The sequence below is a fragment of the Rhodococcus sp. 06-235-1A genome (assembly GCF_002258785.1).
In the GTDB taxonomy this organism is placed as follows: domain Bacteria; phylum Actinomycetota; class Actinomycetes; order Mycobacteriales; family Mycobacteriaceae; genus Rhodococcoides.
This window is the reverse complement of record NZ_NOYI01000011.1, coordinates 122,904-144,638: the sequence shown is the minus strand read 5'-3', so window position 1 is coordinate 144,638 and position 21,735 is coordinate 122,904. Positions and strand designations below refer to the sequence as shown.

Genomic DNA, 21,735 nt, shown 5'->3' with positions numbered 1-21,735 from the left:
GGTGCGCGAGGGCAGGCGCGATTCGGTCAGCCGCTCTGCACGATTCCGGTTTGCTGGAGGAAGGTGAGGTTGTCTTCGAGGTGCCAGTCTTCGACGATGCGACTGTCGCCGACGTGTTGGATATCGATCGCGCCGAACTCGACCTGTTGCCCGGCACCCTCGCGGCCGTCGTACGTCCCGGTGAAATGACCTCGGAAGACCAACCGCGCTGTAAAGGTGTCGCCGGTGACGTTAAGATCGGCGAGTTCGCAAGTCAGATCGGGCACCGCGGTACGGAACGCCGTCGACGCCGCAGCTGGGCCGGTAGGGCCCTGAGGTCGGCCCGACGGCAGCGTGTTGTCGACGAAACCGGGGTCCACCGCACGGTCGAGGTACGCCGAATCGCCCGTATCCCAGAACGTATACAGCGTCTGCGCGAGCCGCACCACCTGTCGTGTGCGGTCAGTGACCGGTGCGTCGCCGACGTCCACCGTCCCGGGTGCGACGAGGTCGGCCGAGGAGTCCACCAGGGGCGGGGCGTCAGCTGTATCGGTCGGGTCGGTCGCGCAAGACGCAACGGTCAGCGCCGACGCAGCCACCGCGGCGACGATCAGTGTTTGCCTCACGCCAGTCGCCCTCCCCCGTCGACATGAAGGGTGACGCCGGTGACGAAGGTGTTCGTCAACAACGACAGCGCCGCGGCCGCGATGTCGGACGGTTGCCCGACTCTGCCCACGGGGTTGGCACACGCGGTGTCCGCGAACAACGTGTCCTTGCCGGAACCCATCGAATCCCAAGCCCCCGAATCCACGATTCCGGGTGAGAGAGCGTTGACGCGGAGGGGTGCGAGTTCCACCGCGAGCGCTTCTGCGAGGAACGCCACTGCTCCGTTCGTCGTGGCCATCACCGATAGGCCCAGTGCTGGTTTCCACGCGGCGACGCCGGAGAAGAACAGGAATGACCCGCCACCTTGCAGGTACGGGGCGAAGTGCTTTGCCAGCAGAATCGGACCGATGACTTTTGCGTCGAACGCATGACGCACCGCTGCGCCGTCCAGGTCCGCGACCGGCCCGTTCGCGTGATCAGCCGTGAGACTGACAACATGGTCGACCGGCCCGACGGCCACCGCCGCCTGCGCGATGGACGGTCCGTCCGCGAGGTCGATCACCACCGCGCTCGCGCGAGGACCCAACTCCGCTGTCGCCGCATCGAGCGGCTCACGTCGGCGGCCGGCGAGGACCACCTCGCCGCCGCTGTCGAGAACAGCCGACGCTATCGCCCGACCGATTCCCGACGCTCCGCTGACTAGAAGTACGCGCATACAGATCGTCCTTTCGTTTCGTGTGCTCCTCTCAGTGAAACAAGAACTTGACCGTCGAACAATCGATAGTTTCACTATGTTTCATTAGCTATATCGATGCCTACCATGGCCCTGGGGTCGATGATCCGGTCGAAGTCGTCGCCGTCGATGTATCCCGTCGCCAGGGCGGCGTCGCGCAGTGTGCTGTCGTCGGCCAGCGCGCGGTGGGCGATGGCCGCCGCTTTCTCGTAGCCGATGATCGGTGAAAGTGCGGTGACGAGCATCAGTGACCGGCTGACGTACCCGGCGATGGTGTCGCGGTTCAACTCGATTCCACTGACGCAGTAATCTGTGAATTTGGTGCACATGTCGGCCATGATCGTTGCCGAGTGGAGCACATTGTCGATGACGATCGGCCGCATGGCGTTGAGCTCGAAGTTGCCCTGGCTGCCGGCGAACGCCACAGCGGTATCGTCGGCGAGTACCTGGATACAGACCATCACCATCGCCTCGCACTGAGTGGGATTGACCTTCCCAGGCATGATCGAACTACCCGGTTCGTTCGCAGGCAAGATCAGCTCCGCCAGTCCGGCCCGTGGGCCCGACGCGGACCACCGAATGTCATTGGCTATCTTCAGCAACACCACGGCCAGCGAGCGCAGCGCAGCGCTTGCCGCGACCATCGCATCGAGCCCACCGAGCGCCGCGAACTTGTTCTCCGCCGACACGTAGGGCAGACCGGTCTGGACAGCGATCTGCACGGCCGCGGCGACGCCGAACCCGTCGGGTGCGTTCAGGCCGGTACCGACTGCGGTGCCGCCCATCGCCAACTGGTACAGCGCTTGCAGACTCGCATCGACACGGTCGATTCCTTGACGGATCTGCGACGCGTATCCGGACCATTCCTGCCCGACGGTGAGCGGAACCGCGTCCTCGAGGTGGGTGCGCCCGACCTTGATTATGTCGCGCCACCGGACTGCGTTCTCCTGCACCGCAGTGTGCAGTGTTCGCACGGCCGGAAGCAGCCGGTCGGAGATCGCCGCGACGGTCGCAATGTGCATCGCGGTGGGAAAAGTGTCGTTGCTCGATTGCCCCATGTTGACGTGGTCGTTCGGGTGGATCGGCGTCTTCGATCCCAGTTCGCCTCCGGTGAGCTGAATGCACCTGTTGCTGATGACCTCATTGACGTTCATGTTGGACTGGGTGCCCGAACCGGTCTGCCAGACGAACAGCGGGAAGTGGTCGTCGAGCCGTCCGTCGATGACCTCCTCGCACACACCCACAATGAGATCGCGTTGCCACCCCTGCAACCGGCCCGCGTCCCCGTTCACAACGGCAGCAGCCTTCTTGACGCGTCCGTACGCGCGGTATACCGCTGACGGCATGCGGTCGTCTCCGATGGAGAAGTGCTGCAGGGACCGCTGGGTCTGCGCGCCCCAGTAACGATCTGCGGGCACATCGATACTGCCCATCGAATCGCTCTCGCTGCGCATCCCGGTCGCGGTGATTCCGATGGGAAAATCGGTGACCTCGGGATCTCCCGAGCAGTCCGAGTTACTCATCGGCCGGCCTCCATTTCGGACGCGAGATCCAGTGGCGGGTACTGCGGCGTCCACATCGCCTCGCGCACAGCGGCATCGAGATCGCCGTGAACTTTGGTCGCCACTCCGTCGCTTGCGGCGGCGCGTGCCACCGCTGCGGCGACAATCGCCGACGATGCGCGCAGGTCCTCGACCGGAGGAAGTAGCGATGCGCCTCGTGCGCCTACGTCGACCTGCTCCGCGACGGCATTTGCGGCCGCGAGGAGCATTCCGTCGGTCACCCGTGACGCACCGGCGACGATGGTGCCCAACCCGAGCCCGGGATAGAGCAAAGCATTGTTTCCCTGCCCGATGTGGTAGGTCACGCCATCGCGTTCCACCGGATCGGCCGGAATTCCGGTCGCCACCAACGCATTACCGTCGGACCACGCGATGGCATCGCGCGGTATCACTTCGATGCGGCTCGTCGGGTTCGACAACGGGAGCAGGACAGGGCGCTCCACCCCGGCACACAACGCTCGGACCACATCCTCGGTGAAAGCCCCGGCGACGGTCGAGGTCCCGATCAGGATGGTGGGGTGAACCGACTCGACGACGGACAGCAGGTCCACCGTTCCGCCCGCATCGGTCACCTCCGCTGCCGGCCTCGCGTAGGGCTGTTGGTAGTCGGGGAGATGGTCCATGTCGTCGGTGACCAGCCCGTCCTTGTCGATCAACCATACCCGTGCTCGCGCCTGCTCAAGCGTCAGACCGTCGGCCACCATGGCTGCCGAAATCTGATCGGCCATACCGGTGCCCGCGGTACCCGCACCGAACACGACAAGGCGTTGGTCGGCAAAACGCCCACCGGTGACCTTCATGCCGGACATGACCGCGGCCATGACGATGGCACCGGTGCCCTGCATGTCGTCGTTGAAAATCCGGTGCCTCTCGCCGTGCTCGATCAGGATCCGCCGCGCATTCGACGGTCCGAAATCCTCGAAATGCAACAGCGCGTGGGGAAACAGATCGCTCGCGACGTCGAGATAGGTGTCGATCAGTTCGTCGTACTTCTCACCGCGAACACGTTCGTGCCTGTTGCCGAGGTAGGCCGGATCGTCGAGCAGCTCCTGATTGTCGGTGCCCACATCGAGATTGACCGCGATAACGCGATGGGGATCGATGCCCGCGGCCGCGGTGTAGATGGCCAGCTTGCCGACCGCGATGTCGGTACCGTTGACGCCCCAGTCCCCGATCCCCAGGATTTCTTCGGCGTCGGAACACACGATGAGGTCGACATCGTCGGGACCGAGGCCCAGTGTCTCGAACGAAGCCCGCACATCGCCGATCTGGTCGACCGAAAGGTACAGTGCACGCGATCGTCGGTATTCGTGGCTCCACTGCTCGATGGCGTCGCCGATGGTCGGGTCGTAGACCACGGGCAGCAGCTCGGCGAGGTGGTCGGTCAGCAGTCGGAAATACAATGTCTCGTTTCGATCGTGTAATGCGTTGAGATACACGTACTTTGCGAGGTCGTCCGGCTGCGAGCCCAGCTGCTGATACGAGCGTGCGGCTTGTGCCTCCACAGTCTCCACCGATGCCGGTAGCCTCCCCGTCAACCCGAGTGCGCGGCGTTGCTCGCTGGTGAAGGCGGTGCCGCGATTGAGGTGGGCATCACGCAAGACGTGCTGTCCGTTGTCCATGTCGAAAATCCTTGTCGTTGTGGTGTCAGTGGCTGCGGCCGGGTAGGCCGCTGATGGGCGCAGGATCGCGGTCGACCCAGGTCGCGGTGTCCGGGTGGTCCAGAGTCCATTGCGCGATCTGATCCTTGCGCGCCCACCAGGCATCGCCGCGCTCGCGGAGCCGGGAAAGGATGCGGTCGAGTACCCGCACGCGCGATGCATGACCCGAGAGTCGCTCGTGGAGCCCGATGACCATCATCGTGCGCCGGTGCGCGCCTTCGGAATAGAGCTGATCGAACTCGTCGACGAGCTGTTGCTCGTAGTCGGCCGGTGAGAAACCGGGAAAGTCGAAGCTGGCAATGTCGTTGAGGTGCACCGAGTACGGCACCGTGGCGAACGGTTCACCGTTGATCCGTTGCAGAAATGGCTCATCCGCCGACAGGTCGTCGATATGATACTGAAACCCTTGCTCTTGCAGGACCTCCAACGTGTTCACCCCGGGGCGGATCCAGTAGTTGTTGTAGCCGGTCGGACGGGTTCCTGTGGCTTCTTCGATCGCCTGGACGCTGCTGGCGATCCACGCGGCCTCGTCGGCGCGGGAGAGTTGATATTGCCGTTCCCACCGACGTCCGTGCGCGCCCGCCTCGTGCCCGCGGGCCACGATCTCGGCGGCAACATCGGGATGCCGACGAACCGCATCGCCGATCATGAACGACGTCATCGCAATCGCATGTTTGTCCAGCAGATCCAAGATCCGCGGCACCCCTTCTCGAGCACCGTATTCGTAGAAGCTGTTCTGTCCCAGATCGGGAAATCCTGGCAGCACCGGCTCGGTGATCGGGCCGCCCGCACCGCTAATTGGTTGCCCTCCCGCTTCGAATTGCATGGAGACGGTGACTGCCAATTGCGCTCCGTCGGGCCAGAATTGAGTAGCCATGGTGTCCTTCGTTGTGTTCCGTATGCCGACTCGGCTGAGCATGCCCGGCCGGACGAAGACGAATGAAATGGTTGATGACACCCGATACAGCGCAGATCGCGCAGCAGAAAGTCCCGTCGGAATATAGATTTTTCGACGCTGCGAGATTCGGATTGTTTATGGGCACCGCTGAGTGCAGGTTCGGTGCGCGAATCTTTCGTTTTCTCTCGGCTTGCCATAAACGTACTGCATGGGACTCGTTCCCCAGTAGGTCCCAAATGGGCGGCCTCCCCAAAGCCGTCGGCTTCCGTTCCCGCAGGTGAAGCCCGTGAACCACAAATCTCCACACAGCTCGGCGACCACATAATTGCGCCGCAATTCTCCTCACCTGCGAACGAATTTCGTGCCTGGTGGTGCCAATTAGCTGAACCCACTGCGGTACAACGGAAGAAAGAATTCGGCATCACCGAAGCAACCGAAGGAACACATGACACCCGTCGATTCCACCTCGATTCCCGCTGTCCTGAACAACGCCATACGCGGTTCCGTTCTGAGTCCGGGATCCGCGGCCTACACCGCCGAAGTCGCCGGTTTCAATGTTGCGGTGTCGCATTCACCGGCCGCGGTCGTCGTGGCCGAGGACGCCGACGACGTCGCGGCAGCAGTCCAGGTGGCCGCATCGGCCGGGTTGACGGTCGCGGTCAAATGCACCGGTCACGGTGCACATGCCACGGACGAAGCCACCGTAATGGTGTCCACACGTCTGATGACCACTCTGCGTATCGATCCGGATTCCCGCACCGCCACCATCGGCGCGGGAGTCCTGTGGCAGCAGGTACTCGACGCCGCCGCCGCCTTCGGTCTCGGAGCGCCGTCCGGATCATCCACCGCGGCAGGTGCTGTCGGATACACACTCGGAGGGGGTTTGAGTCCACTGGGTCGCACCATCGGATTTGCCGCCGACCTCGTGCACTCGTTCGAAATCGTCACTGCTGACGGGCGTATCAGCCGAATCAACGAGCATTCCGACAGCGACTTGTTCTGGGCGTTGCGCGGTAGCGGCGGTGGTGGCTACGGCATCGTGACCGAGATGGTGATCGCCCTGTTGCCGATACACACGGTGTACGGCGGCGGCATGTTCTTCGACGTCTCCGACGCCCGGGCGGTTCTCAACACGTGGCGATCGTGGACACGGACAGTTCCGGAATCTGTGTCGACATCCGTTGCCCTGCTGCATTTACCGTCCGAACCAGCACTGCCGATGCAACTGCGCAGCCGCACCGTCCTGCACCTGCGATACGCTTATGTCGGGTCAGCGGAACTCGGACCCGAACTCCTTGAGCCCATGCGGTCAAGTGCAGAACCGATCATGGACACGGTGACGACGATGCCACTGACTGCGGTGGCGTCGATCCACATGGATCCTGTAGAACCCTTACCGGTGATCGAGCGAGGAACATTGTTGACGGACATGACCGAACAGACCATCGAAGCTGTCCTCGCGGCCATCGATTTACCCATTGCCACAGTTGAATTGAGGCTGATGGGTGGAGCGTTGGATCGGCCGTCACGCTCTCCCAGTTCAGTAGGCGGACGGGGAGCCGCGTACTGTCTATTCCTGATCGGCGTTGCCGACTCGTCCATCGCGGCAGACCTGCCCGGTGTGCTCGATCGGTTTCTTTTTCGCTTCGAGGAGGATTCCGCCGGGCGCGCGTTTCTCAATCTCGCGGGCACCGGTTCGATGGACCTGGTCCGCGCGGGGTGGAGCACAGCGGAACTCCAGCGTTTTCAGTCGCTTCGGAACTCAGTCGACCCGCAAGGTGTGTTCATGCCGTCCGCCCGTTGGTGACGCGCGCTGTCCGTGACAGCCACCGCGACAAAGGCCCGGCGTCATTTCGCGTATCGATGGGTTGGGCTTCGCCGTGGGATGTGAAAGGCGTTTGGGAGGGTGATCGTAGCGGCTCAAGCGGTGTCGGTCACGACGTCAGGCGGACGGCTTCGGTGGCAGCTCGGGCATGGCCACTCCGCACGGTTCGTCGATCCTGATCGACGGGAGATACGCCATCTGCCCAGCGTTTCGCGCCGATGTTTCGTAGCCCGTTCGATGTCGGAATGAACAATATTACTGTCCGCGGATGCCCGACCTCTCGCTGCAAAGGCCACGCCCTCTCGCGGACAACGATGTCGGATAAAACATGGGCGTCGAGATCGTGCGGTATTGCGACGTCCAAGGGCATCGACGCGTATTTGGTTGGCCTCGCGCTACACCCTGCACCTGCCTTCAGCGTCAACCAGCATCGAACTAGGCGCTGATCGCCGCGCGCCGCTTTCTCGCCGGAGCCAACGCGGAACCCAGTCCTCTCCTCCGGAACGGGTGCTCGCGCTCCAGGGCACCGACGACACCTCGCTGCGCAACCTGGTCGCCGCCGGGTTCCGTGTCGCCTGCAAACGCCCGAACTGGTCGTGGTTTGTATCAGCAAGGCGGTCCGCCATTCCGGTCTAGTCAATAGTCGAAGCATAAACGCCACTACCTCGGGCGGGCGGCTGATCACAATCTTTCATCGAACCGGCTTGGCCACCCGGCCCCGAGCTTCGGCAGTCGCGGCTCGCATCGGCTCTTCCACCGCTAGTGCACAGCTGGCTCACAGGGACCTTGCAGGATCGGGCTATAACCTTCGTGGCATGACGATCGACATACCTCGCCAATCGCCCACCTCCCCCCGCAAACGAATCCGCTTGGCATTCGCCTCGGCCCTACTCGTCGGCGGTCTCGCCCTCAGCGGCTGCGCTGCAGACACCACCACCACCGCAACGACAACCGCGACCACCTCGCAGAGCGCCGAGTCCACCTCATCATCCGCCTCAGCGACCACCACCGCCGAAACCATCTCGTCCACCGCCGACGCCGCCGAAGCGTTCCTGGCCACGCTGTCGGAGGAGCAGCGCGACACCGTCCTCTACTCCTACGACGACGAGACCAAGACCACGTCGTGGTCGAACTTCCCGGTCACGTTCGTCGACCGCGCCGGTGTGAACCTGTCCGACCTCACCGACGAACAGAAAACAGCAGCACTCGCCGTGCTCGAAAGCCTGCTCAGCGACGATGCCTACGCCACCGTCAGCGGAATCATGGGCGGCGACGAATACCTGCACGAGAACAGCAACTCCACCGAAGAGTCGTTGGGCCAGTACTACATTGCGTTCTTCGGCGACCCGTCCGACACCAGCGCCTGGGAGGTCCAATTCGGCGGTCACCACCTCGGCATCAACGCCACCCTCGACGGCTCGTCCGACGCCATCACGTTCGCCCCGACGCACCTGGGCATCCAACCGGCCGAATACACCGACGCTGACGGTAACGACGTACAACCGTTCGACGGCATCTACACCGATGCGTTCGCGTTCTACGACAGCCTGACCGACGAGCAGAAAGCCACCCTGTACCAGGGCGACACTGTGGCGAACATGGTCTGCGCACCCGGCAGCACCTGCGACTACCCCACCGGCACCGGCCTTTCCGGCGCCGACCTCACCGACGAACAGAAGCAACTGCTCCTCGACGTCATCGCCAACTGGGCCGGCATGGCCGACGAAGAAACGACGGACGCCGCACTCGCCGAGATCGAATCCACTCTCAACACCACCTACGTGAACTGGTCCGGCGCAACAACCTACGACATGACGCAAGGCGACGGCATCTACTTCCAAGTCTCCGGACCGAACGTCTACGTCGAGTTCGCCGCACAGCAAGGATCGGCGGGCGCCGACGTCACCGGCGTCACCACATCCGGCTGGGGCCACGTGCATACCATCTACCGAGATCCCACCAACGACTACGCGAACAGCGCGACTCAGCAAGCAGCAACGGGTATGGGCGGCGGACCCACCGGTGGCACTCCGCCGGCAGGCGGCACCCCACCCGGCGGCGTCGCAGGCTCCTGATCCCCCCCTCGCAGCGAGCTTTTGTCTCGACGTCCGGTAGCCGACGAGACGCCGGTGCGAACATAGGGCCCAGCGAACACATTGCCGGACTCCTGTCCTCGGACACGGATTCTGCGATGCCCTGCACTTCTGTTCCAGTCGACGTGCACGCACGTTCGATGCACGCGGTGTCTCAAGCGCTTGGATTGAGCCAGCCGCCCAACACCACACAGGCGACGGCCGGCCACATCTACGGTTCGAGGTCACCGATGCCCTCGGAACCACAGTTCGGACTCGAATTGCTCTTCCAGTTCGGCGCGGGCACGACGGACCTCGCTCAGCTGCCGCGCAAGGGTTTTCAGCACGAAGTTCGATTTCTCCGCCCCCGGCACGAGCACGGTCGGCTCGGCCAGTGCAGTGATAATCGAGTCCGCGATCTTGTAGCCGATGGGCGGTGCCGACCGTTTCGCGACCCGTCGCAGTGCCGCCGGGGTTGCTGCGGCGAACCCGACCGGGCCACCGAACTCGGCCAGCAGTGCCAGGGCGACGGGGCGGTACAGGTGTTTGCCGATGGCCCGTTCGAGGGCGGGGTGCACCGAGAGCAGTACCGATCGGATGCGGCTCGTGATGCGGTTCTCCTCGGTGGCCAGGTCCGCGTCGAATCCGGCGAGCATTCGCAGGCCTTCGACGATGTCGTCGTCTTGGGTGACGGGTACAAGGTGTCGGGCAGTGTGCGGGCGGCGTCGGCGATGATGAAGGCATCGCGGGCGTCGGTTTTCGCCTGCCCTGGATACAGTGCCGCGATGCGGCGCATCCGCAGGCCGGGCAGGTAGGCGACGTCGATGGCGCTGTCGCGGGCCACCGCGATCGGTAATGCTCCGATGTTGCGGGGTTGGTCGACCACCATCAGCACCGACCCGTGTGCCGCGAGCTCGGCGAAGAGTGCGCGGAGCATCGCTTCGTCCTGCGGCAGGTCTCGGCTGAGTATCCGGCGAGGTACGCGCGCCAGGTATCGGAGCTGGTCAGCTCGGCTACTTTCGCGGTGATCGAGGTGTGCAGTGATGCCGCCAGCTCGCGGCGTGCTTCGGCTTTGTCCGCTGCGCTGGTCTTGGTTCGTGCGGCCATGACTGGTGCCTCTCCCCCGCGACCGGTCCCCCGGCCTGCTCTGCCAATTTCTTTTCGCCGTCATCTGGCGTGAGGAGATACAGCAGCGCACGGGGACGACGGGGCAACGCCGCGGCCGGACAGTTTCCGTGGGCGCGTAGCGACTGCTCTACGAAAAGTGTTCGGAGCCTTCGGTCGTAGCGCAGCGGAGCGAGGGGTTGAGGCGGCGGGCACGGGTGATGCAGTATCGCCGGGAGCCAGATGTGCGACAAGAAATTCGATCTCTTCTCCGGTGCGGAGCGCAGCGAAGCTCGATTCGGGGGACGCCCGCAGGGTGGCCGGCACCGCCGACAGGCGGGATGCATCACGCGCGTCGACGCCGGCGGGGTGGCCACCTCCCACCTGTGGAGCTCGCGCGGTGATTGTGCGGGAGCGACGGAGGCTGAACACATTCAGTGTCGCGGTACCCTGATCGGCCAACTCATCGGCTAATGGAGTCCGGAAACAAGAAAGGCACCTCGCGGGGCTTGTAATCCCGTTGAGGTGCCTCTCCGCCGCAAACCACCTGGCAAGAGCCAATATTGTCGCGTCGAAACGTTTGATACCGACGACTCACGTACCAATGCGCGTCGAGACCCGGATACGAACCGCGGTGAGCGTATTCCCCTCGGTGTCGACTTAGCCTGCCACTCACGCAGGCGCGGCAGTCCGAGGCTTTCCGTGCAAGGGACTGTCGCCCCTGTGGCCGGGAGTCAGGCTACGTATGCCCCGGTGGCCTGTGACCAGTGGATGGTTCCGTTGAAAAAAGTGCTGTACTTGCTGCCGTCGGGGTTGGTGACCTCGGGTCCACTCGGGAACGACAGCGCACTCTGTGCGCCGCCGAGGCTGACGTAGAGGTCTCGTATTTCGCCGCACACCTGGTGGGGCGAGGGCCAGAAAGACGTGCACTCAGCGGCAACGGTTGTGACGGAGGAGGATCCGGTACTTGGCGCGGCCTGTGCGGTGGCGAGGCCGGTGACGGCGGCTGCGCCGATGATGCCCGCGACGACGAGTCCGCGGGTGCCTGCCGTGAGGGTCGATCGAGTCATGGATGGGGCCCGTTCTCTCGAAGACGTTTCGGAGGATGCGTGACACACGCCCGCTGTTTCTTGACAGCTACTGCAAGGACTGCGGTGGGCGCGGAGCCGACGCTAGCAGACCTGGCCGCACGTTGTGGGGTAAGTCGTGGTCGAACGGATTTGTCACGAAACATACCAATGGTTCACCGCTTCAAGCCTTTTCACCATGCCTAGCGAGTATTGCGCTTGAGTCTTGTGCCCGAAACGGGGAACCGGGTCTACTAGCCCGCAGGGAGACGACCGCATGGTTTGTTCTATGGACTTTCTTTACGGTTCGTGTTGTCAGGCTTGGGATTGTCGTTGAGGATGCTGTCAGCGGCCCGATCGGAACCGCTTCTCCGTGAACGAAGGACATCCATGACGACGATTTCGTCGAGATCTCTGCGGCCACCACGCCGAGGTATCCGTTCAGCGTCCAGGTCGCTGTTCACCGCCGGCACCGTGGCACTGGTGTTGGTCTCCGGCACCGCTGGTGCGTTGGCGCAACCGAGCACCACCCCGGCGGCCCCGACACCGTCCGGCAACCCGGAATCGGCGTCGGTGCAGCAGGCACCCGCACCGGTCGACCCGTGTGCGACACCGACCACCACAGCACCGACCACCACGACCATGGCACCGCCGACCACCACGACCACTACCGCGGTCCCGACACCGTCGTGCACAACCGTGCCCGCCGTACCGCCGGCAGCGACGTCGACCACCATTCCCGCGCCCGCGGCGCAGGCCCCCGCGGTTGCACCCGCACCCGCACCGGAGTCACCGACTCCAGCACCGGAGCCGGCACCCGCGCTCGCAGACGCTCCGACTCCGGCGGAACCGTCTGCCGTCGAACCGGTCGAACCCGAGAACGACGACCTGTCGTCCAAGACCGCCGAACCTGATCCGGACTGGGCACCGACCGAAGACCCGAACGCCACCGTCGTCCCCGGTGAAATGCGGTCGGACCGTGAAGAGATCCCGGCACCGTTCACCAAGGAAGATGCGGACAAGGCCGAAACCATGGAAGCCCGCCAGCGCATGTCACGTGCTGCAGCAGGCTGCCAGACCTATTGGCCATCGCCTTACGAGGTGTGCGGTGTCATCCGCGACAAGTACAACTCCCTCGGCGGACCGGGAAGCTTCCTCTCTTTCCCCAACTCCCCCGAGTACACCAACCCCGACGGCTACGGCAAACGCACCCAATTCCTCAACGGCCCCATCTACTGGTCCGCCGCCACCGGCGCACACCCCGTCGTCAACAGCTTCCTCAACCGCTGGGGAGTTCATCGCTACGAGGCTGGTTTTCTCCGGTACCCAACCACCGACGAGATCGTGCATTCGAACGGAGTGGGGCGGCATCAGGAATTCCAAGGCGGTGCTATATACGTAGCGTTTCAAAACGCAGTCGGGTCCGCTATCGGCGGCGTCATACGAGACAAGTGGAATAGCGCAGGCGGTTACGCCGGACCCCTGGGATACCCCAGCTCAGACGAGCTCCCGGTGAACAAGAATAACGGCCGATACAACAACTTCGTCAACGGGACCATCACCTGGTCACAACCCACCGGTGCTCGTCTACTTTTCGGCGCTGTACGTGACGTGTGGGCCCGAGATGGCCGCGAAGATGGGCACTTTGGATATCCCTTGAGCGACGAGCTTGTCTCGTCCGACGGCATTGGACATTGGGTTCGTTTCGAGTCGGGCGATTACATCTACTCGACAGTCGTTACCGGAGCGTGGCGCGTCCCATGGAAAGTCTTTCAAATATGGGAGCATCTCGGAAACGAGCTGGGTGCATTGGGGTACCCGACTGCCCTGCCACGATTCTCCCCGGCTCCCGGAATTGATCTTCGTCAGCTATTCCAGCGGGGAGAAGTCACTATTGGGTCTGACGGTTACGCCTACTACAGGCATTACTAACGGTAAGAAAGAGATAACAAAATGCGTCTTAAAGTACTTTTTGTAATCGCTCTCATCGCGACGTCCATGATTTCAGCACCACCGGATAAGGCTTCAGCTCAGACAGTAAACAACACATACGACATTGTCATGGAAGCTTCGGATCAAGATGGGCAACTTGCTCTTCTTCGCCGTGGATACTGGGACGGGTTGAATGGTGCAGGCGCAGACAAAATCTTGCGCAAACACAACATAGATAACCACAATCTGTTCGCATCTACTCTCCTTCAGCCAGGTGGAGGCATACAAGAACAGCCGCCAAGCGGGACCGTCTACCAGTATTATCAGCCTATAGGCAGGACAGAATGCGATTGGGTAGTCGGACCTTTCGGCAAAGGGTGTGAAACCTATGAGCAAGATACTATTAAGCTTGTGGTTGACTACCGTCCTTCATCTTTCCCAACCGAAAATAATACGTATGGAGTTGTAACGATGCACTGCACAAAGGATGGGAAGATTGACTGCGAACCCTGGGTCAACTCGGTAATCGAGTACCCGGCAAAGGGAAAGTGGCCGTACGCAATCAACTAGCTGAGCATCACGGATTTTTCTGCGCCGCCGCAGCTCTCATTGCGGCGGCGCGCCGTTGGTACTCAACTATCGTCAGCTTTCTCAATCCAGGGACTACGCCTTTTTCTTCGGCCTCGCAACCATCCGCCACGAAGCCGGATGCATAGCTAATAGGTTCGTGCTCCAAGCAAACCCAGTCCACCATAATATGCTGCGGTGTTGGATCGCGAACCAGTCCTGGATGCCCAGATGACAAGACACGCGGAAATGAAGATTCGTCGATGATCGCGATATCAGTATCGGGCCCGTCATATTCCACCGGAAGACCGGCCACGAGGTCCGACAACTTGATTCCACTGCTGTTCATCAGACAAGTATGCCAACTACATGACTACAGCGGCAGGTGGCGTGAGAGCCCTACTCGTCACGAGAGGTGGCTGTGGAAGTGAGGTGACGGTAGAGCGTGGCGCGGCCGATTCCGAGGACGGAGGCGATTTCCGTCTTCGGTGTTCCGTCGGCGAGCATGCGTCGGATGTGGCGGGCTTTGCCGGGGTCGATCTTGGGTGATTGTCCGCCGATGCGGCCGCGGGCTCGTGCGGCGGCGAGGCCTGCCATTGTGCGTTCTTGGACGAGGTCTCGTTCAAATTCGGCGAGTGAGCCAAAGATGTTGTAGGTCAGTCGTCCTCCGACTGTGGAGGTGTCGATTCCTTCAGTGATGCTGCGGAGTGATGCGCCTTTGGTTTCGATGAGGTGGCTCAGGGAGCGGCCGAGTCGGTCGAGTCGCCACACTGCGACGACGTCGCCGGCGCGGACGCTGTCGAGGAGCAGCTGCAGCTGTGGTCGATCCTTGTCCGCTCCGGACGCGACTTCTTCCCAGACCCGGAAGCAGCCGGCGGCCGTCAGTGCGTCTCTCTGTAGATCCAGCGACTGATCGGTGGTCGAAACCCTCATGTATCCCAAAATGGCGCTCACGAGGATGACTGTCTCAGAAACGGCAGACAAGCCACAGGCGACGCGTCAGGGCGTGAGACAGGTTTCTGAGACACATCACGATCTGGTCTCGAATGTCGCGCTGTCGAGTGCAGACGGGTCCTGTCCCCCTGCTGGGGACAGCACCGGCGGTCTGCGATCGCACGGCTCGTTTGGGCCGCTCCCGTGTCTCACGAATCGGTGCCCCAGAAACGAACGTCTTCGATGCGCGTTGATGCGTGTGACAGGAGGAGCGACGGCGTGGGGCGTCAGCGTCTGAAACCGCGATCGGGCCTGCGTGACTCGGTGTCTACGAACGGGGTGAACCAATTGTCGGGCGCGAGATTGGCTGCACCGGGAAACGGTTCGAGGTCGTTGTCGAACAACGTCAGCACATCGTGGTCCTGGAACAGAAAGTCCAGCGGACCTTCCCAGTCGTCGTCGTTGTCGTGCGCGGCGATGCTGCCGACCAAATCCATACGGCGATCGGACTCGTCGGTTGCCATTGCCCGTGCTCGGCCGAGGATCAGGTGCAGCGCCATTTCCTCCCCGGTGCAGACCGGATCGGGGTCGATACCGGCCTGTGCCTCGAGTGCGAGGTCGTCGAAGCAGCGGGCCTGCTCACGCCACCATGCCGCCGGCTGCGTCCATGTCGCAGGCGGGAAGTCGTTGAGGATCGACGAGCCGTGCGATGCCGACTCGGGGCGTCGGTGTACCTCTTCGATCGCGTCGTAGACATCGTCGGCCAGAGTCCACGCTGCGACTTCGACGAACCGGCGTTGCCGGGCCGTCAGTTCGATCACCAGATCCTCGAACACCGGATCGCCGTCGATATCTGCGGACAGGTCCGGTTCCGCATCGGGGGAGGAGGGGGCATCGCCCCGTCGAGGAGTTCCGGACCCGAAGTTCACCGGAATGACCACACCGTCACCGCTGCCGTCTCGACCGGGAGGGGCGTCGTCCGCGCCGATGCTACTGCTGTCGGTTCCGTCTGTGGGATGTCGACCGTCGTCACCTGTACCGCGCGAATCCATGGCCGAACCCTAAGAGGCCTACGGCCGCCACCGGGCTCCGCCACACCGCAGGACAATCGATCGATACGACGGAACGACACAGGCTGGTGACGACGCGCCTTCGCATGGCTCGTCTGCCGCTTCGGCCGGATCGCTTGAGAGGCGCGCCTTGCGGGTTTGGGTGAGGAGGGGACGAGCACTCGACACGAAGACGGATCGCGCCTAGAACGACCAACGCTGAACTCGCACTTGTGCAACAGAACGGCGGAGGTGAACGACTGCAAAGGCAACTAGGACAGCTGCGCCTGCAACCGAGCTCCATGTAGGTCTGTTCACGCCTGTGGCAGCCAGGGCGGCCGCGCCACTAGCCATGATCAGATTTGCGCAGACGTCCACCCCCTCTGTTTGCTTGTTGGCGATCGTGCAGGCGCAGTACTCGCGGTTAGGGCTCAAAACAACGAAGCTTTTGTAGACGGCACCCGACCCGTAGAAAGCTGCAAGGCCCCACAGAAGGAAAGCTGCTGACGGCTGACCGACGGCAGCCCACACTCCGACAGCGAAGTCGAGCAAAATAATCGCGATCGCGGTTGTTTGAGACCCGGCTCTTATCGTGACTAGGCGAAAATTACCTGTCTTTGCTGCTCCTGCGGTCAGCAGTTGCCCGGCCGCGATGAAGCAAAAGAGCGTGGCAAGGATCTGGAGAACAAGCATTCTCGGGGACTAACCTTTGTCGTATGTACCGACGCGACTTGGGTCGACCCATCGCACGACGATCTTAAGCAGAGTATCCGGTGGTGATTCCTTCCATGGCTCCAAGGACACTTTGTGGGTGCTTCCCTCTGGGCCTGGCACGACACCGCCCGACTCTTCTAGGTAGGTGCGCCACGCGGCGAGTGTCCTTACACTTATCTCTTCGCGCGCCTGTTCAGGGGTGAGCTCTTCGATAATTAGTTGGCCAATGTCACTCATGACGGCAACCTCTCTTGGCGTGAAGCATGAGGATGAGGGTGGATGGCTCGATCAACAGGGGGCAAGTTCCGAATAGCAGAATTTGTTGGTCTGCGAGCCATAGAGAGCCGGCCTACCCGGCATCAATAACAGGCGCTCACGATAGCCACGCTTTCGGCCCAGCACGTCCCAGCCAAGTCCATTGCAAGCCAGCTCGGAATCACCACCCGGCAGGTGTACCGAATACGCTCCCGCACAGCGTGAATCAATGCGCGTGTCGCCGGTCAGACTGCCCGGTGGTGCCAACCCCGTTACTGTCGGCGCGGTCAACCGCGGTTGATCGTTGACGCGTCTCGACTTGCGTCGCTCAACGCGAAGGCTTCTCGCCGCAGGAAATGTCTTGACTGGCGAGAAGGTCGGCAAGAACGACCGCGCGTGCCGCATAGGCCAAGATTTCGGCAGGTAGCGGTGGACCATCGAGGGTTCGGATTCGCATGGTTGTCAGTATGGCGTTCGGTACCGACAAGTTGCTGTCCCGCAACGCTTCCGATGAGGGTTCACGGGTCACTGGGGTGTCCATGGCATGCATACCTCGCGCATTCTCGACCGGTGCATGTGCGGTGGCCGTAACGCGCCTCGGCCCAAACCGCCTGTTTCAACTGTTGGCCTGCCCTGCAGACAGATCCGTGGGCTCAGGCGACCGAGGTGGCCGTTCGGATGAAGATGGCCGGCCGACCAGGCATCGATATCGACGGGCTGCACTTCCCATCTCAGCACCTGCCCCTCGCCCTGGCTGCGCTTCTTCCCGATCGCATCGATCAAAGCCAGGGTTGCGCTCACCCGGTCGATGTCGCCGACACCTCTCCAGAGCACAGTCCGCGTGGAAGTCAGCAGCAGCGGCATTTGGCGTGCGCGATACCGACCCTGCCGGTCGGAGATGACCGACGGTCGGTACCTCGCGAGTTGCTCGAGCGCACGGTGGTCGGGGCGGCCGCTCCAGTGATGGATCTCCGGCGCGTCGGCAAGGTCTTCGGGATAGGCGTATGTCGCGCACCAATGCCAGTCGTCGCCTCCCCCCAGAGTGCACCGAGCGAGTGGTAAATCCAGATCGGCGGGCACCTCGTCGGGGCCGGCGGCTTCGAGGTACTGTCCGCGGTCCCGAGCAGCGGCTTTTTCGTCTTCCCACATCTCGGATGCGAGCAAGCCATCGAGGCTCGTCGCCCACGGAGCTGCATGCGCAAGTCCAACCGCCAGGTGTGCTTTCACCTCGAACGGCCTCATCACGTCAGCGCTTCCATTACTTCCAGCGCCTCGTCACGGCGCTCTTGCAGATGGGTTCGCCAGTCGAGCTCTTTCGGCTCGTCGCCTGCGAGAAGGGTCCGCTCGAATCTGGTGCGGACGAGGCCGTGTCCGATAGCTGTACGCCCGCCGATGGTTCCGGACTCGACGAACCTGCCAACGACGTCGGAGAAGAAGGCCACGTCCAGATCGGTTGCGCGATCGAGACGCAAGAAGGACTCGAATCGCGTACCGGCAGGCAGCGTTTCGATCTCGTAACGCATCAGGGAGCTACCGTCGACGGTGGCTGCGTCGGTTCGGGCGACTGCGGGGAAGTCATGATCGGTGGAATCATCGAACCGGCTGTACCGTTCGAGCGCCATGGTGTCGAATTGGCTCAGGACAGCACGGTCGGGTGCGGGACGGCTCATGAGGTGGTCGGTTTCGAGGACGTGCGGGATCACTTTGCCCACGCGGAGACAGCCGTCGATCATTCGACCGCCGCCGCTGCCGCCGAAGACGCTGACCTGTGGATTCAATGTACGGAGCCGGTGGAGCCGTTCGCCGGACAGGGGCTCTCCGGTGACCTTGGTCAGGCTGCCCCCGTTCCGAAGTGTGTGTGCTGCAGACAAGCTGAGAAGCCCTTCGTATGCGAGGGCGTCCCGTAATAGCTCCTCTCCGATCCGCCGGAGCGCCCCTCGGAAGGAGTTGCCGGACACAATCGGAACCAAGGCTGCGGAACCGTTGGGCTGCAGTATTTTTTCGCGCCGGAACAAGGTCGTTGTGGTGGCGCTGTGTTCACCGCGGTGCGAGATCGCCGAGACCGCTATGATGTCGAGGTGCCAGCGCAGGGTCGAGGTCACTTCTGCCTCCTGGGCGATGTAAGAGTCGCTGTGGTGGACCGGCGCGCTTGAACAGCTTCGGCCACGATCCGTGTTCGGAGTACGAGGGCGGTGGTGTTTTCCCGTAAGAGGGTCAGGACCGGTATCGATTCCTCGCGTAGAAGGACCGATAGTTCGAGGCGTTGTTCTTTCGTCGACGGCGCTGACTCGAGATCGGTTGCCACGGTGCTCCACCATCGATCGAGGTCGGCTCCGCCGGTGTATGTCGCGACCCGGACTCGGTCTGGCAGGTGGTGGTCCCAGTACAGCTCTCTCCGGCGTCCCACCCACCCGTTGTCCCAGTTGATTCCGTAGTGCAGCAGCAGCAACAGTCGTTCGGCTATTGCTGCGGCACCGGTGACGGGCGGCAGGAAGGTCGCTGCGTCCAGCCAGGTTCGGGTCGGTGTCGTAGCTCTGGTCGGGGTCATGCCGTGCCTCTGGTTGACGTTGAAGCCGTCGCTGCGAGGTCGAGGTACACAGGACGCTCTCGCCACGGATCGAGGCTGCCCCAATCCTCGAACACAGACGTCCACGTTCGATGCGGAATGTTCTTGAGCGTGCTGAATGCCGGTGCTGCGCGCGCAAGGGCGGCCAGGGAGAACCCTCGCCGTCGCAATCGCACGACTGCGCTCAGTCGTTCCGCGTCGTGCTCTGTCCATGGAAGCGCGACGTCGTCGACGGCGACCCGACCCCACCGTGCATGAGGAAGAATGTGCTTGCGCCCAGGACGTAACGGAACCACGACGGCGGACGTCGGAGAGATCGCTTGTCCCAGAACGCGACGTAAGCGGGTCTTCGACAATTTCGTGACGCGCAGTGGATCACTGGTGACCAGCAGGAGGTCCGAGCGAAGTGCCGTTGTCGTGTACACCCAAACGCAGACTCGACACATCGTAGGAGCCGCAACGTCTACCCACCCGTCGAACCCGGTGAACGTTCTCGACACAGTCTCACGCACTCGCCGTCCGGAACCTTCTGTCGCGCCACCGCACCGCGCGCACGCGGAGTCACCTGAAACGCTGGCTGGTGGCCACGAAACCGCAGATTCTGTTGCGGCCTCGTAGGCGGTCGTCACAACGTCGAGCGCTGGACTGCCCCTTGATAGTTCGGCCATATCTGCACTCTAACGGCGCGACCGGACACTACGAACAGGCCAACTTTCACCGGCACAGTCCAACTCACCAAGGACTCGGGCCGGGCGCTGGTACGTGCCGGCCGACGTTGGCAGGAAAGTCGTCGGCGAGCAGAGCAGCCAGCTCAACGAACGCGCGTTGTGCAGGCTTGCCCAGTAACTCAAGATCGATGGTGTCGCCTTCGGCAAGGTGGTCGTCGTACGGGACGACCTGGACGGCGCGAGTGCGTTCTGCGAAGTAGGACTTGAGTTGCTCGACATCGAGGGCCGTCGAGCCCTTCCGTGATTCGTTGATGACGACAACGGTGCGTTTGACCAGGTCGTCGAAGCCGTGTCGCGACAGCCATTCGAGGGTCGCCCCAGCGCTGCGCGCTCCGTCCTTGGCCGCGGAGGAGACCAGGACCAATGCGTCGGCTTCTTTGAGGACGCCTGCCATGGCCGAGTTCATGAGACCGGTGCCGCAATCGGTCAAGATGATGTTGTAGAACTGTTCGAGGATGCGCAATGCGGCGGTGTAGTCGCGCTCGTTGAATGCTTCGGAAACGGACGGATCACGCTCGCTTGCAAGAACTTCGAGCCTGCTTCGCGCTTGCGAGGTGTAGCTCCGTACGTCGGAGTAGCTGTGTACTTCTTTGTCCGCGAGCAAGTCTCGCACTGTGCGGTCACTGTCTCGGTGAATGCGGTAGACGAGCGTCCCGAAATCTGGGTTGGCGTCATAGGCAATGACGCGGTCGCCCCGCAGTGCTGCGAAGGTCGATCCAAGCCCTATTGTCGTGGTTGTTTTTCCGACCCCGCCCTTCATGGACAGGACTGCGATCTTGTAGTTTCCTCGAACCGGTTGCCGTACGCGGCGCAGGAGCTGCTCGTACTCGAGTTCAGCCGGCGACTGGCCGGGATTGGCTGAACCGAAGGAGAGTCGGTAGAGCCATCGTCGCCAACCTTTGCTCGGTGGCAGTTGCGCACGGCGGATCAGCTCCAGTTCGTCGATCGACCGCGGAGGGGCAACAGCTGCTGTCGGCCTTGCTGTCGGAATTGCTGTCGGCACTGGTTCTACCAACTGAACGGGCTGCGAGGTGAAGGGGCGATGAGCTGTCACTGCCGGAGAGTCGGGGGCGCTTGTTGGCTCCGGGTGAGATGTCGGTGCTGAACTGTCGACCGACTTGTTGGTGTGCCATTGCTCAACAGCGGGTGCGGAGCCGCCCTGCCCTGGCCAGGCCGAGGGCCGGTCCGGCATTGATGCCTGACCATCGTTGACGCGCGGCGGCCGTGAGGCCGGCTCCGAGGTGGGTCGATGAGCACCAGAATTGGGCTGGCTCGCCGAGGGGGAGCTGCTGGGTGCGGCGCTGGGCCGGTCTCTCTGCGCGAATTCAGATGCGACTCTGGACCGGGCTTGGGATACGTTTTTTAACACGTTTTCGTCAACGTTGTCGGCTGCGATCCTGGGTGCGTCGATCGGAACGAATTCGCTGGCTAGAGGCTGTTCACGGGCGGGTTCTGGCTGGCCTGCACCCGAGTCCTGGACGAGG

21 protein-coding genes and 1 pseudogene are annotated in these 21,735 nt (G+C 62.7%); 4 read left to right on the top strand and 18 right to left on the bottom strand.

The window, feature by feature from the left end; all coding sequences use genetic code 11:
* Positions 1–26 precede the first annotated feature (26 nt).
* The 5 genes from CH275_RS09955 to CH275_RS09935 all read right to left on the bottom strand — a co-directional run bounded on the left by CH275_RS09955 (position 27) and on the right by CH275_RS09935 (position 5,385).
* Positions 27–605, bottom strand: coding sequence for an ester cyclase (locus tag CH275_RS09955; protein ID WP_256990954.1), 579 nt, complete (start codon positions 603–605; stop codon positions 27–29).
* Positions 602–1,300 carry an SDR family oxidoreductase gene (locus tag CH275_RS09950; protein WP_094677636.1) on the bottom strand — a complete coding sequence of 233 codons (699 nt, stop codon included), beginning with the start codon at positions 1,298–1,300 and terminating at the stop codon, positions 602–604. The genes CH275_RS09955 and CH275_RS09950 overlap by 4 nt, the downstream gene beginning before the upstream one ends.
* 74 nt (positions 1,301–1,374) lie before the next feature.
* A complete protein-coding gene (fumC, locus tag CH275_RS09945) occupies positions 1,375–2,841 on the bottom strand; it encodes a class II fumarate hydratase (protein WP_094677634.1) in 1,467 nt (488 codons plus the stop codon).
* Positions 2,838–4,502 (bottom strand): NAD-dependent malic enzyme, encoded by a 1,665-nt coding sequence (locus CH275_RS09940; RefSeq protein WP_094677632.1) that lies wholly within the window; start codon positions 4,500–4,502, stop codon positions 2,838–2,840. The genes fumC and CH275_RS09940 overlap by 4 nt, the downstream gene beginning before the upstream one ends.
* 25 nt (positions 4,503–4,527) lie before the next feature.
* Positions 4,528–5,385, bottom strand: a complete 858-nt coding sequence (locus CH275_RS09935; protein ID WP_179276080.1) for a polysaccharide deacetylase family protein — start codon at positions 5,383–5,385, stop codon at positions 4,528–4,530.
* A gap of 499 nt (positions 5,386–5,884) precedes the next feature.
* Here CH275_RS09935 and CH275_RS09930 point away from each other — a divergent pair, with 499 nt between their 5' ends.
* Both CH275_RS09930 and CH275_RS09925 read left to right on the top strand, forming a co-directional pair.
* Positions 5,885–7,246 (top strand): FAD-binding oxidoreductase, encoded by a 1,362-nt coding sequence (locus CH275_RS09930; protein ID WP_094677628.1) that lies wholly within the window; start codon positions 5,885–5,887, stop codon positions 7,244–7,246.
* Positions 7,247–8,079: 833 nt separating this feature from the next.
* Positions 8,080–9,339, top strand: a complete 1,260-nt coding sequence (locus CH275_RS09925) for a DUF3500 domain-containing protein (RefSeq protein WP_094677626.1) — start codon at positions 8,080–8,082, stop codon at positions 9,337–9,339.
* A 242-nt stretch (positions 9,340–9,581) separates the two neighbouring features.
* Here CH275_RS09925 and CH275_RS29960 read toward each other — a convergent pair whose 3' ends face one another.
* The 4 genes and pseudogenes from CH275_RS29960 to CH275_RS09905 form a co-directional block, all read right to left on the bottom strand.
* On the bottom strand, positions 9,582–9,992 hold the full coding sequence (locus tag CH275_RS29960; RefSeq protein WP_256990953.1) for a hypothetical protein: 411 nt from the start codon (positions 9,990–9,992) through the stop codon (positions 9,582–9,584).
* A gap of 83 nt (positions 9,993–10,075) precedes the next feature.
* Positions 10,076–10,273 (bottom strand): annotated as a pseudogene (locus CH275_RS30360) (IS110 family transposase); the annotation flags it as partial.
* Entirely contained in the window at positions 10,225–10,443 is a 219-nt protein-coding gene (locus CH275_RS09915; protein WP_094677622.1) for a hypothetical protein, read from the bottom strand. The pseudogene CH275_RS30360 and the gene CH275_RS09915, both read right to left, overlap by 49 nt.
* Positions 10,444–11,174: 731 nt before the next feature.
* On the bottom strand, positions 11,175–11,510 hold the full coding sequence (locus CH275_RS09905; protein WP_094677618.1) for an LGFP repeat-containing protein: 336 nt from the start codon (positions 11,508–11,510) through the stop codon (positions 11,175–11,177).
* Positions 11,511–11,897: 387 nt separating this feature from the next.
* Here CH275_RS09905 and CH275_RS29955 point away from each other — a divergent pair, with 387 nt between their 5' ends.
* A complete protein-coding gene (locus CH275_RS29955) occupies positions 11,898–13,439 on the top strand; it encodes an LGFP repeat-containing protein (RefSeq protein ID WP_256990952.1) in 1,542 nt (513 codons plus the stop codon).
* A 577-nt stretch (positions 13,440–14,016) separates the two neighbouring features.
* Here CH275_RS29955 and CH275_RS29170 read toward each other — a convergent pair.
* The 4 genes from CH275_RS29170 to CH275_RS09880 all read right to left on the bottom strand — a co-directional run bounded on the left by CH275_RS29170 (position 14,017) and on the right by CH275_RS09880 (position 16,681).
* Complete coding sequence (locus CH275_RS29170; protein WP_143546739.1) at positions 14,017–14,355, bottom strand: hypothetical protein; 339 nt, start codon at positions 14,353–14,355, stop codon at positions 14,017–14,019.
* A gap of 50 nt (positions 14,356–14,405) precedes the next feature.
* A complete protein-coding gene (locus tag CH275_RS09890) occupies positions 14,406–14,960 on the bottom strand; it encodes a recombinase family protein (protein ID WP_218828772.1) in 555 nt (184 codons plus the stop codon).
* Positions 14,961–15,226: 266 nt separating this feature from the next.
* Complete coding sequence (locus CH275_RS09885; RefSeq protein WP_256990951.1) at positions 15,227–15,991, bottom strand: hypothetical protein; 765 nt, start codon at positions 15,989–15,991, stop codon at positions 15,227–15,229.
* 201 nt (positions 15,992–16,192) lie between these two features.
* Entirely contained in the window at positions 16,193–16,681 is a 489-nt protein-coding gene (locus CH275_RS09880; RefSeq protein ID WP_094677610.1) for a hypothetical protein, read from the bottom strand.
* 399 nt (positions 16,682–17,080) lie between these two features.
* Here CH275_RS09880 and CH275_RS30355 point away from each other — a divergent pair, with 399 nt between their 5' ends.
* Positions 17,081–17,182 (top strand): helix-turn-helix domain-containing protein, encoded by a 102-nt coding sequence (locus tag CH275_RS30355; RefSeq protein WP_373453696.1) that lies wholly within the window; start codon positions 17,081–17,083, stop codon positions 17,180–17,182.
* A gap of 300 nt (positions 17,183–17,482) precedes the next feature.
* Here the strand turns inward: CH275_RS30355 and CH275_RS09870 are convergent, their stop codons facing one another.
* From CH275_RS09870 to CH275_RS29950, 5 genes are all read right to left on the bottom strand, one after another.
* Positions 17,483–18,199: a hypothetical protein gene (locus CH275_RS09870; protein WP_094677606.1), complete on the bottom strand. Its 717-nt coding sequence runs from the start codon at positions 18,197–18,199 to the stop codon at positions 17,483–17,485.
* Positions 18,199–19,059 carry an RAMP superfamily CRISPR-associated protein gene (locus CH275_RS09865; RefSeq protein ID WP_094677604.1) on the bottom strand — a complete coding sequence of 287 codons (861 nt, stop codon included), beginning with the start codon at positions 19,057–19,059 and terminating at the stop codon, positions 18,199–18,201. The genes CH275_RS09870 and CH275_RS09865 overlap by 1 nt, the downstream gene beginning before the upstream one ends.
* The gene (locus CH275_RS09860; RefSeq protein WP_094677602.1) at positions 19,056–19,505 is read right to left on the bottom strand and encodes a hypothetical protein; all 450 of its coding nucleotides are present in this window, start codon (positions 19,503–19,505) and stop codon (positions 19,056–19,058) included. Before CH275_RS09860 ends, CH275_RS09865 begins: the two co-directional genes overlap by 4 nt.
* Complete coding sequence (locus tag CH275_RS09855; protein WP_094677600.1) at positions 19,502–19,948, bottom strand: hypothetical protein; 447 nt, start codon at positions 19,946–19,948, stop codon at positions 19,502–19,504. The genes CH275_RS09860 and CH275_RS09855 overlap by 4 nt, the downstream gene beginning before the upstream one ends.
* A gap of 307 nt (positions 19,949–20,255) precedes the next feature.
* Positions 20,256–21,305 (bottom strand): MinD/ParA family ATP-binding protein, encoded by a 1,050-nt coding sequence (locus tag CH275_RS29950; RefSeq protein WP_256990950.1) that lies wholly within the window; start codon positions 21,303–21,305, stop codon positions 20,256–20,258.
* Positions 21,306–21,735 lie beyond the last annotated feature (430 nt).